Below are 20,690 nucleotides of genomic sequence, written 5' to 3'. Positions count from 1 at the left end.
CGAGCAACCGCCAAACTCGCCAAATGGCCCGCCCGCGAAGGATCGCGTCGGCGCCGTGATCATCGGCCGCAACGAAGGCGAGCGCCTCGTCCGCGCCCTCCATGCCGCGCTGCCCCATGTCGCGCGCGTCGTCTACGTCGATTCCAACTCCAGCGACAACAGCGTCGAGAACGCCCACGAGATCGGCGTGCACACCATCGCCCTCAAAGATGGCCCCTTTACCGCCGCGCGAGGACGCCAGACCGGCCTCGACGCCCTCCTCACCGACCTGCCCAGCCTCGAGTTCGTCCAGTTCATCGATGGCGACTGCGTGATGGACCCCGACTGGATCGATGTCGGCGTCGAGTTCCTCGACGAGAACCCCAAGGTCGCCGCCGTCAGCGGGCGCTGGCGCGAGGAGTTCCCCGAGCGTACGATCTACAACCGCCTGACCAACGTCGATTGGCACGCCGAACCGGGCCCCGCGCCCTATCCCGGCGGCAACTCCCTCTGCCGAGTCGCCGCCCTGCGAGACATCGGCGGCTGGCGCACCGACCTCATCGCCGGCGAGGACCCCGACCTGGGCTTCCGCCTCACCGAGCACGGCTGGTCCTCACACCGCCTCGCCCACGAGATGGTCCTCCACGACATCAACATGCGATCTTTCCGTGCCTTCTGGAAACGCGAGCAACGCAGCGGCTACTGCTACGCCCAGGTCGGCTGGATGCACCGCCATGGCCCAGGCAAACCGTGGGTCAAGCGGGCCGCGAGCGCTCTCATCTATGGCCTGTTCCTGCCGATCTTCATCCTCACGCTCGCCATCGTCTTCTGGCCCGCCGCACTCGTGCTCACGCTGCTCTATGCGCGTATCTGGTGGTCGCTCTACCGCCGGGCCAGGCGCATCGACGAGGACGTCGCCGAGCGCTACGCCTCGTTCATCCTGCTCTGCAAGGGCTCGCAGGCGATCGGCGTCCTCCGCAGCATCCTCGATGGGATCTTCCGCCGCGATCGCCGACTGATCGAGTACAAGGGCCCCGCGGCCGCTCAATCTCCATCGCCACAACCCACACGCAACGTTGCATCGTAACGCAATCATGTCCCTCGCCAGGTCCATCCTCGATCGCACGCTCGGCGCGCTCGGCGTCATCGAACGCCGCGCCCGCGCCATGCGCCATGGCGTGACGATCCTGATGTACCACCGCGTCCTTCCCGACGATCTCTGGGCACGCTCCACGCTCCCCAATCTCGTGATGCCCGAGTCGGCCTTCCGCGCCCAGGTCGAACTCTTCGCCCGCCGATTCGATGTCCGACGCGCCCACGACGCCGTCGCTCGCGCGCGCATGGGCGACTATGCCGAAGAACGCCCCACCATCGCGATCACCTTCGACGATGGCTACGCCGACAACGCCCGGGTCGCCGCCCCCATCCTCGTTGCCGCCGGTCTCTCCGCGACGTTCTACATCGTCACCGGTCTCGTCGGCACGCCCGGCGAACTCTGGTTCGATCGCGCCATCCGTCGATTCCGTGGTTCGACGCCCGACGCCGCAAGAAACGCCCTCGGCGCGGCCACTCTCGCCAACTCCTCCTCCACCATGACCGCCCGCGAGTGGGTCAACGCGCTCAAGATGCTCTCTCCTTCCGCCCGCGACGCCGCCATTGACGCTCTTCAAGAATCACCCTCGACCCCGCCGCGACACGACCTCGATCACATGATGTCGCTCGACGAACTCCGCGCCATGTCCGCGAAGGGCCACGAGATCGGCGCGCACACCGTCACCCACCCGATCCTCACCACGCTCGAACTCGACGCCCAGCGCACCGAGATCGATTCCTCTCGTGCCGCCCTCACCACGATCCTCGGTGAGCCGAACGCCCCCACCGGTTTCTGCTATCCCAACGGCTCCTACTCCACCGACACCGCGCGGGCCGTCCGCCTCGCGGGATACTCCTATGCCGTCTCAACCGCCCCAGGCCGAATGGACGAGCACACCGACACCTACGCCATCCCGCGCATCGACATGAACCCGCACCACGTGACGGCCCACGGCACACACGACCCGCGCGCCCTCCTCGCCGAGATCTCCCTCCTCCGACACGCCATCCGAAAACTCGCCGGCAAAGCGCCGCCTGCACCCAAGCCATCGCCCAACTCCTCCACCGCCTCCCCAACCCAGCCGATACACCAATCGTGAAGATCGCCTACCTCAACACCCAATACCCCAAACTCTCGCACACGTTCATCGAGCGCGAGATCCGGGCCATCCGCGAGCACGTCGCGGCCCATTCCATCGATCTCACCATCGACACCTTCTCCGTGCGCATCCCCTCACGCGAGGACACCTTGGGCGAGCACCACGCGAAGGAAGCGGCCAACACGTTCTGCCTCCTCGCCTCCAAGCCACGCCTCCTCCTCGCCCAACTCGCTCACGCGATCACGCACCCGATCCGCACGCTCCGCACCCACGCCCGCGCCCAATCCATCTCCGCCGATGGCCTTGCCGCTCGGCTCCGATCCGTTACCTACGCCTGCGAGGCCATCCTCCTCGCGCGCGAACTCGCCCGCCGATCGATCTGCCATCTCCACGTCCACATGGCCAACAACGGCGCCGCCGTCGCCCTCCTCGCCTGCGTCGCCGAACCATCCATCGATTTCAGCATGACGATCCACGGCTCGGCCGAGTTCTTCGACGTCCATCGCATCAACCTCAAGGCCAAGTGCGAGTCCGCCCGTTTCGTTCGCGCCATCTCCAACTTCTGCCGCGCCCAGATCATGGCGTGGACCAGCCCCAGCGTCTGGGATCGCTTCCACATCGCCCACTGCGCCGTCGATCCACAGGTCTTGACACCCGCCCCACCGCGTCACCCCGGGCCCATCCGCCTCCTCACCGTCGGTCGCCTCGAGCCGATCAAGGGCTATCCCATGCTCCTGGATGCGCTCGCCATGCTCAAGGCCCAGGGCCTCGACTGGCGCCTCGAGATGGTCGGCTCGGGACAGATGGAGCGCTCGCTCAAGGACCAGGCCGCGCGCCTCGGCCTCGCCGACCGCATCACCTTCACCGGCCCGCTCGGCCAGGACGACATCCCCGCCGCCTACGACCGAAACGACGCGCTCATCGTCTCCAGTTTCATGGAGGGGGTCCCCGTCGTCCTCATGGAAGCGATGGCCAAGGAACTCATCCCCATCTCCACCGCCGTCGGCGGCGTCCCCGAACTCATCGTTCCCGGCGTCTCGGGCCTTGTCTGCCCGCCCGGATCGCCCGAGGACCTCGCCAGGATCATCCGAACCGTCGCCGAATCTCCCGACACACTCCAGTCCATGCGCCGCGCCGCCCGACAAACAATCATCGACGAGTACAACATCGCCAATCTCGGCCGCCAGATGACCGATCTCTTTCTCAAGCACCTCGACCCACACCACGCGGAAACACGCACGTGACGAGCACGACCGTCCAATCCGATCCATCCGCCCCACCGCTGTCGTGGCGCTCGCGCGAGGTCCAGTTGATCGTCCTCGTCGCTCTGGGCCTGCGCCTGCTCTGGGGTGTGCTCATCCCCTGCATCCCCAGTTCCGACTGCGTCGCCTACGACACCTTCGCCCAGAATCTCGTGAACCACGGCACGTTCGGCTTCCATCCCGACGAGCCTTCCGCCTTCTGGGCGCCCGGCACGAGTTTCATCATCGCCGCGATGTACAAGATCTTCGGCATCGCCTTCTTCCCCGTCGTCGTCCTCAACATCATCCTCGGCAGCCTCTCGGTCTACCTCACGATCCGCCTCGCCGACACGCTCCTCTCGCGAACCCCGGCCCTGGTCGCCGGCGCGATCCTCGCCCTCTGGCCTGTCCACATCCAACTCACCTCCGTCCTCTCCAGCGAGCTCCCCTTCACCACGTTCCTCGTCGGCGGCACGCTCGCCTGGGTCACGATGCGCGAGAAACCAGTCATTCGCGCTCTGCTCACGGGCGTTCTCTTCGCGTTCGCCGTCTACATCCGCGCGACCGCCATCCTCATTCCGCCCATCCTCGCGGGCCTGGAGTTCCTCTTCATGCCACGCCGCGCCCGGACGTTCGTTACCGCGCTCGGCCTGGGCCTTCTCATGGCCGCCATCATCGCCCCGTGGACCTATCGCAACTACACCCTCTACCACGACCTCGTCCCCATCTCCGCGAACAACGGCACCAACTTCTGGATGGGCAACAACCCCGGAACCAACGGCAACTACCAGGAGCCGCCCGTCTTCCCCGACCTCAACCAGGCCCAGATCGATCGCGAACTGATGCGCCGCGCCACCGACTACATCAAGCAGGAACCCGGCGCGTTTGTGAAACGCACCACCACCAAGTTCATCCTCCAGCACGGCCCGCAGACCATCGGCGTCGTCTGGAACAAGGACGCCCTGCGCCCGCGCATCGGCGAGATGGGCATGAAACTCCTGAAGGGTCTCAGCACTGCCTACTGGTTCGCCGCCATCGCCGGGGCGATCGTCGGCATCGTCATGCTCGTCCGCGAGGTCGGTCTCCTCAAGACCGTCACCAACCCGATCCTCGTCATCTGGGTCTACTTCGCCCTCCTTCACGCGATCTATGTCATCCAGGATCGATACATCATCCCCGCGACGCCGTTGGTCGCGTGCCTCGCGGGCGTCTCGATCGGCGTGCTCTTCGACCGCTGGCGTGAGCGCCGCACCTACAACCGCGACAAGGCGATCGCCGCATGACCACGCCGCCCTCGCCCGCCATGCCCACGCGCTACGCCATCGTCGCTCCCTGTCGCGATGAAGCCGCGTACATGCGCCGCACGCTCGATTCACTCCTGAACCAGACCATCCAGCCCGCGCTCCTCCTCGTCGTCGATGACGGCTCCACCGACGACACCCCGAAGATCCTCGCCGAATACCAACCCAAAATGCCCTACCTCCGCGTGCTCACGCGCAGCGACCGCGGCAAGCGGGCCGTCGGCCCCGGGGTCATCGAGGCCTTCTATGCCGGGCTCGACACGATCACCATGGACGAGTTCGACTTCATCGTCAAACTCGATCTCGACCTCGACATCCCAAACCGATACTTCGAGATCATGTGCGAACGCATGGCCGCGCAGCCCCGCCTCGGCACGTGCTCCGGCAAGCCGTACTTCCCCCACCCCTCGACGGGACAACTCGTCAGCGAGGGGTGCGGCGATGAGATGTCCGTTGGCATGATCAAGTTCTATCGCGTCGAGTGCTTCAAGCAGATCGGCGGGTTCGTCCGCGAGGTCATGTGGGATGGCATCGACTGCCACCGCTGCCGGATGCTCGGCTGGATCGCCGCCTCGTGGGACGAGCCCGACATCCGCTTCACCCACCTTCGCCCGATGGGGTCCAGCCAGCAGAGCATCTGGAAAGGCCGCACTCGTCACGGCTTCGGCCAGTGGTTCATGGGCACCAGTTTCTCGTACATGACCGCGAGCGCCATCTTCCGCCTGCCGAAGCACCCCGTCCTCATCGGCGGCCTCGCCATGTGGTGGGGTTACATCAAGAGCGCGCTCACCGCCAAGCCCCGCTACAACGACCTCGAGTTCCGGAAGTTCCTCCGCGCCTACCAGCGCGACGCCCTCATCCATGGCAAGGCCGCCGCCACCAGATCGCTCAACGAGCGCCAGGCGAGTCGCTGGAACCCGAAAGGCGGAACACAGAGGAAATCCGAGGATTCACAAAGGAACACAAAGGGATGAAAGAGTGACTCCTTGCATTGCGTACCCCCACGCTCCGCATGGGGATTCCCCTCCTCCCCTTTCTCCATTGGTTGAACAGACTCACATAGACCCCCATCCCACACCATCCACCCTCTTCCACTCTGTCTCCCTCTGAAACTCCTCCACGTCCTCTGCGTTCGCCTTCCATGTCCACCAACTCACAAGACTCCCCGCCGCGCCCTCCCGTCGTTCACCTGATGGGCGTGGATCTCGACGCCTTCACCAATGACTCTCTGCCGTCGTTTGTCGCCGCCGAACTCGCCGCAGGTCGAGGTGGCTGGGTGGTCACGCCGAATCTCGAGATCCTCCGACGTTGCGCTACCAATACCGACGAGCGAGCCCTTGTCGCGCGCGCAACCGTGCGAGTTCCCGACGGCATGCCGCTCATCTGGGCCAGCCGCCTGAAGCGCACGCCCCTCCCCGAGCGCGTCGCCGGCTCCGACCTTATCTGGTCGCTCACCGCCCAAGCCGCCCGCCTCGGCCATCGCGTCTATTTCCTCGGCGGCAACCCCAAGGCCGCCGAAGGTGCCGCCGCGACACTCCTCGCGAAGCATCCAACGCTCGTCATCGCCGGGACGCACTGTCCCGAGTTTGGCTTCGAGAACGATCCCGCGAAGATCGCCCACATCGCCGACGAGGTCATGCGTGCCATGCCTGACATCGTCTTTGTCGCCCTGGGCTTCCCCAAGCAGGAGCACCTGACCGCCGCCATCCGCGACGCCGTCCCCAAGGCCTGGTTCCTCGGCATCGGAATTAGTTTCAGTTTCGTCACCGGCGAGGTCCAACGCGCGCCGATGTGGATCCAGCGTTTGGGCTTTGAATGGTTGCACCGCATGATCCAGGAGCCGGGAAGGCTGATGAAGCGGTATCTGGTGGACGGGCTTCCATTTGCGCTACGGCTGTTCGTGTGGTCGGCGTGGCGTGGGCTCCGCGGCAACTGACCACGAAGTCCGGAAACCACAGGCCTTTGGGCTTACCATCGTGTCCACGCCGGGCTCCTCTTTGGGGCCTCCGTGAACTCGTGACAGTGGCGTGGACTATGCCGGGAAAATGGCCGATGAACCGTCCGCCCGGTAGGTATCTCGTGCGCGGGGGCTGGCATGTTGGAGGAGAATCGCACATCGGGATCGGCGTCGATCCCTGGTCTTGGGGGGTCGCCCACACAGGATCCACGCCACGGCATCGCCAAGGACCCACGCCCAACGATGCCCACAACACCCCCGATCGCCCCGAGCCGACTCAAGGCCATGCTCCTGCTCGGCGGCACGCTGCGCCAGAGCGACCTCTCCATCGGCGCCGAGCGCCCGCTGATCGAACTCCCCGTCGCCGATGGGCTTGATGTCATGGGCGTGTGGTGCAAGAACGTCTCCGCGACGGCCGAGCGCCTCGGCCTTTCAAGCCTTCCGATCCGCGTGATCATCGATCGGACCTCGCCCGTCCCACGTCGCCCGCGCGCCATGCCGCGCACCTCGGTCACGATCGAGACCGATTTCGCCGAGATCCGCGGGACGGCCGGCATCATTCGTGATCTCTCACGCGACTATGCGCCCGACGACTATCTGCTCGTCGCGAGCGGGAATCAGTTGCTCATCGACGAACTCGCGCCCATCGTCAGCGACCTCCTGGCGACCGGGGCCGACATCGCGCTCCTCGCCCACGACGACGGCATGCCGGTCGGCCTCTACCTCATTCGAGCGGGGGCTGTTCGATCGCTGAAGGAGCGCGGCTACCTCGATCTCAAGGAGCAGGCGCTCCCGCTGCTCTCGAAGTCGCATCGCGTCCGCGTCGTCCGGCGATCGCATGGCGTGGGCCTCCCCATCCGCACGCTGGAGAACTACATCTACGCGCTCGAGGAGTGGTGCCACGCGCGCGACGGCAAGCCCCGCGCCGACTTCGCGAACCTCGAGCAGTGGGAACGCGCCTTCAGCCTCATGGAGAACGAGGCGATCGTGGAGAAGTCGGCGAAGTTGCACGACGCGGTCGTCTTGCGCGGCGGGCGCGTCGAGGCCGGAGCCCTGGTCATCCGCTCGGTCGTCTGCCCCGGCGGCAAGGTGGGCGCGGGTGAGACGGTCGTGGGCACGGTCGTTCGCGGGCTCTCCGGGAGCAGCCGCTCGGGAGGCCGAGCGTGATCCCTCAGTCGCTTCGACAGCAAGGCTGGAAGCCCACGCACGTCCTGTGCGCGATCGCCCTCGCGTGCGCCGGGGTCTGGCTGACGCTCGACGCGTGGAGAGACATCTTCGAGATCGCCGTGAAGGACCAGGAAGCGAGCCACATCTTCCTCGTCCCGATCGTGGCGGTGTGGATGGCGCACACGCGTCGGATCCGACTCTTGCGCTGCCCTCCGGGCGGACTCATCATCGGTCCCATCATCGCGGGCCTCGGCTGGCTCTCGCTCTTTGTCGGCTCGCGTCAGGGCTTTGAATCGCTCTTCCATCTGGGAGCGGTGCTGGTCACGGTCGGGCTGGCGATGGGCGCGCTGGGAAAGTACGTCTTCTTCCGATTCCTCCCGGCGTTTCTCGTGCTCCTCTTCCTCGTTCCCGTCCCCGGGGTTGTCCGCCAGTCGCTCTCGATCCCGCTCCAGCGACTCGGCGCCCAGGCCTCGCAGGCCCTGCTCGAGACGCTCGGCAAAAACGTGGAGCGAACAGGAAACGTGCTCCAGATCAATGGCGTCGACGTCGGCATCGCCGAGGCGTGCAACGGGATGCGCATGGTCTTTGCCCTGGTGCTCGTCTCGTACGCGTTCGCCTTCAGCCGCCCGCTCCAGACGTGGGCCCGGATCACGATCCTGATCGCCAGCCCCGCGATCGCGCTGGGCATGAACGTCCTCCGTCTCTCGGCGCTCGCCCTGCTCTTTGGGAGCGAGACGATCAGCCGATACGCCGAGGACGTCCACCGGATCAGCGGGTGGCTGATGCTGCCGATCTGCTTCTTCCTGCTGCTGGGCGTGGTGCGCGCGCTGCAGTGGGCGCTCCTCCCCGTCAACCGATACACGCTCGCGTACCAATAGCCCGGAGATCCTCGACCTGTGTTCAACAAGTTCGCCAAGATCCTGATCGTGCTGCTCCTGGTGGGGTTGTTCTTCGAGCGTCGCGCGCGCACGGTGCTCGTGGATGCCGGCCCGTTCCATGAGCGCGTGGCCGCCGCGATCGAGCGCGTGCCAGCAACCTTCGGCGAGTGGGAGAGCACCGAGATTCCCGTTCCGACCGAGGCGCAGGAACTCCTCCGCCCGACGGCGACGCTCGCCCGCGAGTACACCAATACTCGGACCGGCGCCAGCGCGCGCCTCGTTGTCGTCCACTGCGAGCGGATCCGCGATCTCAGCGGTCACTACCCCCCCAACTGCTACCCGGCCCACGGCTGGGTCGAGACCACACCCGGCGAGGGCGTCCTTGTGCCAACCCCGGCTGGGACGATCCCGATGGTCCGCTACACCTATCTCCAGGACACCTTCGGCTCGCGCTCCGAGATGGTCGTGTACGACTTCTTCATGCTTCCTCAGCGCGGGGTGGTCGCGTCGATGGCGGCGGTCCGCGACGCCTCGGGAGACCTCACGCTCCGGAACTTCGGCGCGACTCAGGTCCAGGTGCTCTTGACCCGCACCCGTCCTCGGGCCGAAGAAGAAAAAGACGTCTCGATGATGATTGGTCTGATAACCGACGTCATTCGTACGATCCAGGCGAACCCAGGAACGCCTGAGAACCTACAGGGGAGTGCCGAGCACGAGGGATGAACAACTTCCGATCACAACCCCCACAGGGCTATCCGCGTGATGGCGAGCCCTCGTATGACCCTCGGTTCCACAGCGCACCGGCGGGGTACTTGCCCTATGGCGGTGCGCCGGCGATGCCCGACATGGGTGCCGGCCAGGCGTCGTCTGGTTCCAACCTCTTCAAGACGGTCCACAAACTCCTGCGCGGACGGTACACGCTGACGCTCTGCCTCGCGTCGGCGTTGGGTGTCGCGGGCGCGGTCGTCGGGTTCAAGTCCACCAAGCCGATGTTCCTCAGCGAGGGGACGATCCGCCTGAACCCGAACCAGGGCGGGCTTGTTGGACCGGCCCAGCCGTATGTCAATCCCGATCGCTTCGCCCAGACGCAGGCGACGCTGCTGCAACGCCCGCAACTGCTCCAGAAGGTGATCGCGGACGACCGCTGGCGCAAGGCGGGGTACTCGCAGGCGCCCGACGCGGTGGACGACGTGGTGGACGCGATGCACATCCGTGTCTCGCCGAACTCGGACTTCATCTATGTGCAGATGGTGAGCAAGGACCGGGAGTTCGCGCGGGTCGCCGCGACGCTCCTGCTCGAGAAGTTCAAGGAGGATCGTTCCGTCGAGCAGCAACTCGGGCACGAGCAGGAGTTCGAGACCCTCGAGGACGAACTGAAGGTCCGACGGAACGAGATCGACACTCTGCGCAAGCAGGTCGCGAGTCTTTCCGAGGAGTTCGGGACGCCCGACCTGGGCAACGTGTATCAGGCCGCCGAGCAGACCGCGAGCATGTATCGCCTGAAGAAGATCGCGCTCGAGGAGCAGATGCGGGCGCGGGGGCTTCTCGATGTCGAGGGCGCGGGCAAGCCAAAGACCACGGACCCCGTCACGCCCAAGACCCCGGCGGACATCGCGCTCATCGATCCCGCGATGAGGGAACTGCTGAAGAATCGCCAGGATCTTGAGCTCCAGATCGAGGCCTGGACCAAGGTCGGCTACAAGGACGAGTGGGCGCCGCTCCAACGGGCGAGGCAGACACTCGCACAGGTCAACGCCGAGATCGACGTGCGCGTGCGTCAGTACAACGGCGGCGAGATCGCGATCACGCCGAATGGAACCGGCATTAACCCCGGCGACTCCGATGAGGTGCTTCGGCAGCGCTACGAGGAAGCCAAGCGTGCCGCCGACGCCGCCACCGAGAACGCCCGCCAGATTGCGGTAAAGAGCACCAAGATCCAGGAACTCACCTCGCAGCTCAAGGAGCGGGTGGAGTACGCGACGAACCTGGAGAGCGAGTTGCGCCGGCGCATGATCGATCGGCAGTATCGATCCAAGGGGTTGCAAGAGGTTGCCGTCGGTCCCGACGTGCTCTCGCCGAGCGAGCCGACGGTGGACAAGCGCAAGACGTACGCCGCGGCAGGCCTGGTCTTTGGTGGAACGATCCCGATCGCCGCGATGCTGCTGATCGGACTCGTCGATCGTCGCTTCCGGTATTCAGATGATGGCGACCATACGGGGCTTCCCGGGCCGCTCCTGGGGATCCTGCCGATTCTTCCCAAGGAAATGGCGACCGAAGAGCAACGGGCGATGGCGGCGCACTGCGTGCACCAGATCCGTCTGCTCATGCAGATCAACGCGCAGCAGATCGAGGGCGGGAGCGTCTATTCTCTCACCAGCCCGACCTCGGGCGATGGCAAGACGAGCCTGACGCTCTCGCTCGGGCTGTCGTACGCCGCCTCGGGCGCGCGGACGCTGCTCATCGATCTCGACCTCGTGGGCACGGGGTTGACGTCGAATCTCGATGTCCGCAATCGCCCCGGGGTCATGGCGGCGATCCGCGCGGGGACGATCAAGGGGTACGTCGAGCAGACGCAGATCCCGGGATTGAGCATCATTCCCTGCAATGCCGGCGACGACGCGCACGTCTCGCGGATCTCAACCAAGGCAATCCAGCACCTCATCGCCGAGGCCCGCGAGAACTTCGATACCGTGCTCATCGACACGGGACCGATCCTGGGAAGCCTCGAGGCGTCGATGTGCGTGGGGCTTGTGGACGGCGTGGTGCTCGTGGTCGGGCGCGGGCAGCAGAGTTCGTTCGTGCAGAAGGCCATCAACCGCATCAACTCGCTGGGCGGGCGCGTCTTGGGCGTGGTGTTCAATCGAGCGACCGGGGGCGACTTCCGTCGCTCGGTGACGACGGCGTCTGTCCGGACGGTGCCGGGCGCACTCCCTGATCGCGAGGCGCTCAATCGCGCCAAGAGCCGTCTCTCCAAGGCCGGACCCATCGCGCAGACGCTCGCGATGGAGATCGGCGTGGGCGAGGACGACCGCGCCGGCAAGAACGGGACCTCGAATCACGCGCACGATGAGGCCTTTGACGACGCGGGCACCAATGCTGACCTTGGCACGCCCCGCTCGAGCGATTCCAGCGCGCCGAAGGCGACAAAGTCCTGACCACGAGGAGGCGTGCGTGGTCCAGGAGAGCACCAGCGAGCAGAGCCTGTGGGGACTTGGACCCGCCGATCTGCACGCGCGATTCTGGGCGTCGCGTGGGATCCAGGTCGTCGTTCCTGACAAGAGCGTCGAACTCGTGCCCCAGGCGGAGTTGTACCTCTTGCTCCACCCCGACACCCTGGCGATCTTCCGGCCGGCACGCATCCTCGATGAGATCAGTTGGCTCGACCCGAAACTGACGAACATCCGCCTTGTCGATCCGCGGCAGAGCGGCTATCGCGAGGACGTCGAGACCACTGACGACGGCGGATTCGTGCGTTTCTCACGCGTGTATCGCGGCGTGGACCACCGCGTCGCGCGCGTCGCACTCACGCCCGACCGCGAGATCGCCAAGATCTGGCAGTTGGCCTCGGACACGCACACGGCCCGGGCGCTCTTCCTGCAGCGCGTCCCGCGGGCCGAGCGGTACACCTGCAAGATCGAGGGGCGGGTCTTCAACGCGAGCGATCCGCTCGAACGGGCGCTCTTCCTCCAGGAACTCATGGCGACGTGGACCAGACCCGACGCGACGATCCGGCAACTGCGCGAGGTCACGCCGGGCGTCTGGGCCCACGCTTCCTCGACGATCGATCGACCCGGAGCGTGCGTCGGTCCCTTGTGGATCGGCGCGGGGCGCGAGGTGAAGGACGGCACGACGGCCGTCGGCCCGAGCGTGATGTGGGACAAGCCCGAGGCCCGTCCGCCGCGCGACACCGTCGAGTGGATGGAACTCGAGGCGCTCGACGGCAAGAGCGAGGAGTTCGTCCCCCAGATCCCGCCCTTCTCCGCGATGGTGAAGCGCGGGTTCGACATCGTCTTCTCGATCCTGGCAATACTGCTCACGCTCCCCGTGTATCCGATCGTGGCGTTGCTCACGTGGCTCGAGGACGGCCTCCCCATCTTCTACTTCCACAAGCGGGAGACGATCCACGCCCGCGAGTTCGGGTGCATGAAGTTCCGCTCGATGCGCAACGACGCGGACGAGATCACCCAGCGTCTGAAAGCCGAGAACAAGGCCGACGGCCCGCAGTTCTTTCTTGATCCGGACAAGGACCCTCGCCTCACGAAGATCGGCAAGGTCCTTCGGAAGTACCAGATCGACGAGTTGCCCCAGTTCTTCAACTCGCTCAAGGGCGACATGTCGATCGTGGGCCCGAGGCCCAGCCCGTACAAGGAGAACCAGTTCTCGCCCCCGTGGCGCGAGACGCGTCTCTCGGTCCGCCCGGGTATCACGGGGCTGTGGCAGGTCCGGCGCACGCGCCAGGAGGACGAGGACTTCAAGGAGTGGATCAAGTACGACATGGAATACGTCGAGAAGCAGTCCCTCTGGTTTGACCTGTACATCATCTACAAGACCGTCGAGATGATGGTCCGAGGATTCACGCGCCGATGAGACTTCGAACCAAGACCGTGCGTCGTCTGAAACTCCTCGCGATCATCCTGGTGGTGGGCGCGGCGGCCGGGGGCGGGCTGTACGCCGCACGACAAAGCCAGTTGCACGAGGCGACGACGGTGAGCCTTCGAGAGGGACTCGCCGCCGCGGATCGCCACGACTACGCGATGGTGCAAGAGCGATTGGGCTCGTATCTGCGTCGAGTCGAGCCGTCGCAAGCGGCACCGCGTGCGATGCTTGAGTACGGCCGGGCGCGTCGAGAGTCGCCCAGTCCCACAGGAGATGGCTTGCGCGATGCGGCACGCTGGATCGGGTCGTACCTGAGCACGAGCCCAACGGATCGTGATGTGTCGATCGAACTCCTCAAAGTGTATGAACGCGCGGGGATGATGCTCGAAGCGCGGGATCGCGCCCGCCTCATCCGCCCCGATCCGCTCTCGCTCGCGACAGAAAGTGATCTTCCTGTCTTGAGGGCCGAGGTCGGCGCGCTCGTGGGACTTCGCGCCCCCGAGTCGCAGATCATGCCACTGGTTCGCCGGATCATCGACATCCGCCCACTGGATGTCGCGGCCCACCTGGACCTCTTCACGCTCCTTCGCGACGCGCGGAAGCCCGAGGAGTGCGCCGCCATCGCCGCGAAACTGCTGGAGGCGAACCCGCTGGACCAGCGGGCGCGGCTCATCTCGCTGCTCGCGACGGCGGATCTCTCACGGCGCTCGGACCTCGAATCGCTCTTCCCGCAGTTGTGCACGCTCGTGGGCCTGACCGTGCAACCGCCTCGAACCACCGACCACGCCGTTGTACCGGACGATGAGGTCTTCGTCACGCGTGTGGCTTCGATCATGGACGCACTCGGTGGGCACGAGCACGCCGCCGCCGTCCTTGCCGCAGGAGCGTTGCGGACGCTCTCACCGGAACTCGTGATGGTGGCGGCCCGTCGTGGGCTGTACGCGGGACGCCTCGACGATGTAATGCAACTCCGCGATGATTCCGGGCCGCGCGGTGAGCCGGGGACATTGCTCCTGATTCCCCAGGTCCTCGCCGCCGAGCAGCGTGGAGACAACGCCGCGGCGGACGAGCGGCTCACGATGCTCGAGGCCCGCGGGGCATTCGACTATCGCGCGCACGCGTTCGCGCTCGCGGCCCGGGCAACGATGCGCTCGACGCCTGGTGATACCAAGTCGTTCGATCAGGCGCTGGCCCCGGTGCGCGAGGCCTTGAGTGTGTACGCCGCAGAACCGATCCTGCACTTCATGCTCGGCGAGATGCTCGCGGGCGTTGGTCGAACCGAGGAGGCGATCGCGTCATGGAAGGCGTGCGTCGAACTCCCCGCGAGCACGGGGTGGGCGCTCCCCCATGTCAGCCTCTCCCGCGGATACCTCTCGCTCGGTCTGATCGAGGACGCGATCAAGTCGGCCGACGTCGCGCAACAGATCGCGCCACGGAGTTCGGCGGCGGCACTCGCCCGATTCTCGGCGGGCGTCGCGCGCGCGGGGGTGGCGGCCACTGTCCCGAACGACGCCGAGGCGCTCCTGCGCTTCGCGGATGATGCCCTAGTCTCGCTCGAGGCCGACGCAAATGCGAACACGGGCATGATGAGCGAGATCGTGCCGAAGAAAGCGGCCCTGCTCGCGATGCTCGATCGTTCCAAGGATGCGACCACATTCGCCGAGTCGTGGACCCGTTCGCCCGAGCGACTGGGACAGAACGGACTCGTCGAACTCGCGCGGGTCTCGGCCCGGCATCACCTGGGCGTCGAGGACCAGGCGATCGCGGCGGCCGAGCGCGCTTTCGGGATGGATGCCAACCTCGCCTCGTGCAACGCGGCGATCCTCGCGGATCGCGGCACACCCGACGAGGGGCTCAGGGTTCTCGACGACGCGATCGCTGGCGCTTCGCCCGAACAGAAACTCGATCTCTCACTCGCGCGCGCGGTCTATCTGGATTCGGTCCACTCGGACAAGGCCGCAGAGGCGTGGCGCGGCGTGGTGCGTGAGGGCGGCGATCAGGCGCGCGTGCTCCAGGCCGCGTTGCGATCCTCGCTCGCCTCGCGCGATGCGGAGTTCCTCGCGCAGATCAACCGAAGCCTCCGCGCGGCAACCGGACAGGACCCCGAGTCCTCCGTCGACGCCCGCCTCGCGAGTGCGCAGGCCATTCTGCTGAACAACCCGACGCTCGCACAACGTGACGACGCCGCGGCGATCCTGCGCGGCATTTGCCGGGACTTCCCAAGGATGGTCGATGCTCGCGTGCTCCTGGCCGATGCGCTGCTGATGGAGGCCCCCGACCGCGGCGTCCGTCCGATGCCCAGCGAGGCGCTCGAGAACCTCCGCTTGGCCGCGGTCGCCTCGCCCAACCCGGGCCCGATCTGGCTCCGCGTCGCCGCGGTGCTGCAATCGCTCCAGGATTTTGAGGCGGCCCGCACGGAACTCGAGCGTGTGGCGCGCGACAACCCGACCAATCACGATCTCCGCCGTCGTGCCGCTTCGATGCTCCGCGTCCAAGGCGCCGATCAGCCCGCGCTCGCGATCTATCGCGACCTCGTGCAGACGGGTGGCGCGACGCCCGACCCTGATCTCGTGCTCGCGTACGCCGAACTCCTGAGCGACACTGGCGAGACCACCGAGGCCCGGCGTCAGTACCGTTCGCTCGTCGATGCCAACCTGTCGCTCTCCTCGATCCCCATCGTGAGCGCGGCGCTCGCTCGATTTGGCGATCGGGATCAGGCCGCGAGTGTTCTGGCCAAACTCGAGACCTTGTCCATCTCGCCGGGACAACGACTCGTGATCGTGGGCGAGTCGGCGGAACTCCAGGGCGACTTTGAACTCGCGCTCGATCGATACGCCGAGGCCTGCGACGCTGAACCATCGCACGAGGACGCGTGGATCCGCCGGATCGGGCTGCTCCTGCGACGTGGCGACCTCCGCGGCGCGAAGGAGTCGATCACCCGCGCCAAGGCCACGCTCTCGTCGAGCGCCCCCATCGCGCTCCTCGAGCAGCAGACGCTCGTCGCCGAGCATGGAATGAGCGGACTCTCGGGTCTCGCCGATGCGCTCGCCAACGATCCTCGGCACGCGCACGATGCCGAGATCGTCCGCGCCATCGGGCGCGCGTACGACGCGGGCCAACTCGACACACCGGACTTCCTCGTCTCGCTCGCCCAGCGCTATCCCGCGAGCCTCCCCGTGCAGAATCTCGTCGTGCGCCAACTCCTCACGCTCGATCCGCCGGAACTCGAGCGGGCGGCCAGCGTCGTCAGCCGATCACTTTCGAGATTTCCCACGGCCTCGGAACCGGCGCGACTCGCGACGACCGTCTATTCCGGGCTTGGCGCCTGGCCCATGGTGATCTCGTCGGCCCGCGCATGGCGCGATCGCGACCCGTCCTCCGACGAGTTCGTGGTCGCCGCGATCGCGATGGCCAATCTCTCCCTCGACGAGAGCCGAAGGGCGTACGAGATGCTCGGCGAGGTGATCCATGCCGCCGTCGCCTCGCCGTCGGATCCCTTCTCGCGCGGAGTGATCGATATCTATGTTCGGGCCGCCCTCGCGAGCGGGCACGCGGACGAGGCCGAGTCGCTCGTCGGCCCGCTCATCGAGAACTCCCCGATCATCCGCGACGCGGTGTGGCTCCCTGCGGCCAGCGAACTCGGGACCCTCGATGTCGCCCAGCGATGGATCGAGCGGGCCTCCGCGTCGAGCGCGTCATCCTCGCGCGAGGACCGGCTCGCGCTGGCGGCAGCGTGGTCCACGCTCGCCGGGCGGTTCGAGACCCAGCGTGCGGGCTTCTCAACCAAGGCCCTCGACATCCTCACGCTGATGCGCAACGCCGAGCCCTCCGACGCGGGAATCCATCGGATTCTGGCGCAGGCATTCCAGCGTGCAGATCGACTCGATGAGGCCGCCGATTCCTATAGGCGTGTGCTGCAGATCGATCCGGTCAACGTGGACGCGATCGTGAACCTCGCGTCGATCCTTCGTGCGAAGCCCGAGCATCGGGCCGAGGCCCTCGCCATGCTCGAGGACGCGTACACCCGCCTTGGCGCGAACGTTCCGGCGCTCAATCTGGCGCTGGCGCAAGCACTCCTCGACGGCATCGACGCGAGGCTCGCCCAGCGAGACCAGACCGATCCGGCCCCGGTCGCCAAGAGGGCCGTATCGCTGCTTGCCCCACTTGCCAATCGTCGCCCGGGCGATCTGTCGCTCCAACTCACCCTCGCCCAGGCCCAGGATCTTGCGGGTGACCCGGCTGCGGCCATTGCGATCGGAGAGCGGCTGCTCCGCCTGGAGGGGCTCTCCAAGGAGGTTCGAGCCGGAATCATGAACAACGTCGCAGGATCGATCCTGAACACCAAGTCTGAGCGGGCCATGCTCGACCACGCCCGAGAACTGGCCTCGGTGGCGTGTGCCGACCTTCCCTCAGCGGCGACGTTCACAACGTTCGCGCGGGCTTTGCGCCGTCTGGGTGCGAGAAGCGAGGCGATCGACCGCCTACGCGAGGGCATCGCCTTGGAGCCGGCTTCCGGGAACGCGCGGGTAGTCCTGGCGTCCCTCTTGATGGATGGCAGCCATGCCGAGCGTGAGGAGGCGCGTGGACTGGTGGAATCCCTGGTTCAACGCCCGTCGGAGTTCTCGGCTCTGTCATTGGGGTCCATCCGTGAACTCGCCGTGCTTCGGAACACGTTCTCGGCCGGACACGATCCCGCGACTCAGGGTCGATAGCCGTGAGGTCTGTTGTTTTTTACACAACAGACAAAAAATCTGAATGAATCTTCGTGATAATCGCGCGTAATACCTTGTCGGACGGCAGATTGTCAAGTACACTTCACGTGACGGAGCGGAGTATTTTTCCCTAATGTGGGAGCGGTCGTGTCTGACGCGATCGGTTTCTAGGGCTGCTGGGAGAGCGGCCTGCGGTGAGGGTTTCTGAACCGCCTGGGAGCATGGACTGTTGGCAAGGCGATGGCTTTGTCAATCGGGTTTGAGTTCGTCGCAACCGCGAGCCTAGTGCTTGCGAACTTGTGGCGACCCAGCGCCGGTGCTGAGGGAGCATCGGTGGGAGATTGGGTTTGAGGGAGTTCGCCGTCATCCTGGGAGGGACGCGACGGCGAACGGACAGAAAGAGAGTTGGGCCATGCGGAAGGGACTTCTCGTGGTGGCGACCGCGCTGGTCGCCGGGTCGGTCGTCGGCACATCGGCACTCGCGGATCAGGTGGACATGCGGTTCATTGGGGCAGGCCCCAGCCGCGTCGTGAACACCGAGATCTGGGCCGGGAGCGCTCGCGTGTACAACGGCGCGCTTCGCATCGGGGCGCTGCAACACCAGTTCAGCGACCGCGGCACCAGTTCGATGACGCAACTGAACAACGCGACCGCGAGCACCCTCGACGGGATGGTCCTCGGCACGTTCTGCACCGACGTGCTCGAGAGCGTCGATTCCCGCTGGCGCCGCTACGAGATGATCGACGCCAAGAACGCACCGGCCACCAACGGCCCGATCGTCTCGCCCATGGGCCTGGCCCGATCCGAGCGACTTGCCCAACTTTACAACTTCGCCCAGAGCGGCCCGAATCCGCTCCTGAACACGTTCGGCGGGTGGAACAACATGAACACCAGCACGGCATCCGCCGCCGACGCCGCGAACTCCGACATGGCCGCCGCCTTCCAGATGCTCGTCTGGGAGATCGTCTTCGACAACCCCGACGCGGCGAACTTCGCCTCCAACGGCATGATGCGCTTCAGCAACATGAGCACGTCGGTCATGAACTACTTCCTCAACTTCCGTGACGCGGCGCTGTCGTACAGCACAGCACTCCCCGGGTTCAGCGCGGTCTCGCGAGGCGGGAGCCAGGACCAGTTGATCATCATCCCCTTGCCCCCGGCGGCGTTGGCCGGCGTCGGGATGCTCGTCGGCTTGGCTGGCGTTCGGTATGCCCGCCGGCGGAAACTCGCCCGAGCCTGATCCGAGTCGCCACAAATCTGAGACTTTCAAAGAAGCCCCTATGCGGGGGCTTTTCTTTGTTTGTAGAATGACGCTCTCGCCGGTGGAACCGGCGTGCACGAGAGTTCAACCCGTCGTTTCACGGAAGATCGCGCAATGTATCAGTATGTTCCTGTGGCCGCGAGTGTCCCCGTGCTTGTAGGAATGACGTGCGTCGGCGTCTGGTGGGTGATGTTCCGCCCCGGGCAACGCGCGATCGCGCCCAAGCCACTGCTCATACTCGCGGCCCATCCGGACGATTGCGTCATCATGGCGGGCGAGACGGCGCTCGCGGCCCTCGCCGAGGGACACGAGGTCCGCATTGTCTATCTGACCGCAGGGTGCACCAAGCCCGGCTCGGAGATTTCGACGCGTCGGCGCGTCGAGACCGTGGCCGCCTGGGAATCCGTGGGCGTTCCGGAGCCGTCGCTGACGTTCATGGATCTCCCCGAGACGCCGATCGGCATGAACAGCGCCCAGACGGTGGCGGAGTTGCGTGACGCCGAGGCCGCGATCGCGGACGTGCTGCGGAGCGTCCCGACACACTCTCGCGTGGTCATCCCGGCGGACGGTGAGTTGCACGCCGATCACGCGACCACGCGGCGGTTGTCTCTCTCGGCGCTCCGCACCGTGGATCGCCCGGACCTCGAGATCCTCGAAGCCCCCGAGTACAACGCCGCCGTCTCGCTCACTCGCACGCCCAAGCGGGCGCTCCTGCAGTTGGTGATGAGCATCCCGTTCTTGGCACGCGCACTCGCGATCCAGGCCGTGCATACTCGAGCGAACTTCGTGTGCGGGCCTCGTGGCTTTGAACTGGCTCCAAATCGCGAGCGACTCGAAGCGAAACGCGCGCTCCTCCGCGCTTTCACCTCGCAGAATCCCGCGCTGCTCGAGAGGGCGTTCGGGTTCCCCGATCTCCTCCGTACGGTCTCCCTCGAGTCGGCGCGAACGCTCCTGAGTCATCCGTGGTACACCACAATCGGATTTCGACGAGTCGGCGCGTCGTTGCTCCTCCTTTGGCTGAGCGTCTTCGCGGCGGCGAGCGCGGCGATGCTCTCGCTGGGGCTCTCGGCGGCGCGGCACTGGGGAGGCGGGCCCGAGATCGTTATCGCCGGTTTCGCGATCAGCCTGGTGATGCTCGGCATCGCGTGGTGGCAACGCGCCAAACTCGAGCGCCGTCTCGCCATGATCGCCGGAGCGCTCGGCCTTGACACCGGCGTGATCCTCGGCTCCGAGGCGATCTTCAGCCTCCTTGTGGGCGGGTAACGTTGGCTTGCGGACGCCAGACCAACGCGATTATGGGACCAACTCCAAGTCGCGTCCATGCATGTCCGAGGTTCATCGATCGAGATGGCGAGAGACCCGGTGGTGCATGCTCTTCCTTGACGTCGCCTTTGGAATCGGTAGCC

14 protein-coding genes are annotated in these 20,690 nt (G+C 66.1%); all 14 read left to right on the top strand.

From position 1 onward, the window contains the following. Positions 1-55: 55 nt before the first annotated feature. The 14 genes from IPK69_10880 to IPK69_10815 all read left to right on the top strand — a co-directional run bounded on the left by IPK69_10880 (position 56) and on the right by IPK69_10815 (position 20,547). Positions 56-1,066 carry a glycosyltransferase family 2 protein gene (locus IPK69_10880; protein ID QQS08484.1) on the top strand — a complete coding sequence of 337 codons (1,011 nt, stop codon included), beginning with the start codon at positions 56-58 and terminating at the stop codon, positions 1,064-1,066. Positions 1,067-1,073: 7 nt separating this feature from the next. Beyond that, positions 1,074-2,171, top strand: a complete 1,098-nt coding sequence (locus tag IPK69_10875; GenBank protein ID QQS08483.1) for a polysaccharide deacetylase family protein — start codon at positions 1,074-1,076, stop codon at positions 2,169-2,171. Then, positions 2,168-3,415 carry a glycosyltransferase gene (locus tag IPK69_10870; protein ID QQS08482.1) on the top strand — a complete coding sequence of 416 codons (1,248 nt, stop codon included), beginning with the start codon at positions 2,168-2,170 and terminating at the stop codon, positions 3,413-3,415. The genes IPK69_10875 and IPK69_10870 overlap by 4 nt, the downstream gene beginning before the upstream one ends. Next, on the top strand, positions 3,412-4,695 hold the full coding sequence (locus IPK69_10865) for a glycosyltransferase family 39 protein (GenBank protein ID QQS08481.1): 1,284 nt from the start codon (positions 3,412-3,414) through the stop codon (positions 4,693-4,695). The genes IPK69_10870 and IPK69_10865 overlap by 4 nt, the downstream gene beginning before the upstream one ends. A 20-nt stretch (positions 4,696-4,715) precedes the next feature. Continuing rightward, positions 4,716-5,687, top strand: coding sequence for a glycosyltransferase (locus tag IPK69_10860; protein ID QQS10471.1), 972 nt, complete (start codon positions 4,716-4,718; stop codon positions 5,685-5,687). Positions 5,688-5,854: 167 nt separating this feature from the next. Further along, a complete protein-coding gene (locus IPK69_10855; GenBank protein QQS08480.1) occupies positions 5,855-6,649 on the top strand; it encodes a WecB/TagA/CpsF family glycosyltransferase in 795 nt (264 codons plus the stop codon). A gap of 264 nt (positions 6,650-6,913) precedes the next feature. Next, positions 6,914-7,837 carry a hypothetical protein gene (locus tag IPK69_10850; protein ID QQS08479.1) on the top strand — a complete coding sequence of 308 codons (924 nt, stop codon included), beginning with the start codon at positions 6,914-6,916 and terminating at the stop codon, positions 7,835-7,837. After that, positions 7,834-8,715 carry an exosortase/archaeosortase family protein gene (locus IPK69_10845; protein ID QQS08478.1) on the top strand — a complete coding sequence of 294 codons (882 nt, stop codon included), beginning with the start codon at positions 7,834-7,836 and terminating at the stop codon, positions 8,713-8,715. Before IPK69_10850 ends, IPK69_10845 begins: the two co-directional genes overlap by 4 nt. An 18-nt stretch (positions 8,716-8,733) precedes the next feature. Continuing rightward, complete coding sequence (locus IPK69_10840; GenBank protein ID QQS08477.1) at positions 8,734-9,438, top strand: exosortase-associated EpsI family protein; 705 nt, start codon at positions 8,734-8,736, stop codon at positions 9,436-9,438. Continuing rightward, positions 9,435-11,870, top strand: a complete 2,436-nt coding sequence (locus tag IPK69_10835) for an AAA family ATPase (GenBank protein ID QQS08476.1) — start codon at positions 9,435-9,437, stop codon at positions 11,868-11,870. Before IPK69_10840 ends, IPK69_10835 begins: the two co-directional genes overlap by 4 nt. Before the next feature lie 16 nt (positions 11,871-11,886). After that, positions 11,887-13,302 (top strand): sugar transferase, encoded by a 1,416-nt coding sequence (locus tag IPK69_10830; protein QQS08475.1) that lies wholly within the window; start codon positions 11,887-11,889, stop codon positions 13,300-13,302. Further along, a complete protein-coding gene (locus IPK69_10825) occupies positions 13,299-18,023 on the top strand; it encodes a hypothetical protein (GenBank protein QQS08474.1) in 4,725 nt (1,574 codons plus the stop codon). Before IPK69_10830 ends, IPK69_10825 begins: the two co-directional genes overlap by 4 nt. Before the next feature lie 412 nt (positions 18,024-18,435). Next, entirely contained in the window at positions 18,436-19,263 is an 828-nt protein-coding gene (locus tag IPK69_10820; GenBank protein QQS08473.1) for a hypothetical protein, read from the top strand. 171 nt (positions 19,264-19,434) lie between these two features. Beyond that, positions 19,435-20,547: a PIG-L family deacetylase gene (locus tag IPK69_10815; GenBank protein ID QQS08472.1), complete on the top strand. Its 1,113-nt coding sequence runs from the start codon at positions 19,435-19,437 to the stop codon at positions 20,545-20,547. Positions 20,548-20,690: the final 143 nt, after the last annotated feature.

The sequence above is a fragment of the Phycisphaerales bacterium genome, assembly GCA_016699835.1.
Lineage (GTDB): Bacteria > Planctomycetota > Phycisphaerae > Phycisphaerales > UBA1924.
Note: the sequence above shows the minus strand (reverse complement) of the source record. Positions and strands in the feature narration are given on the sequence as shown.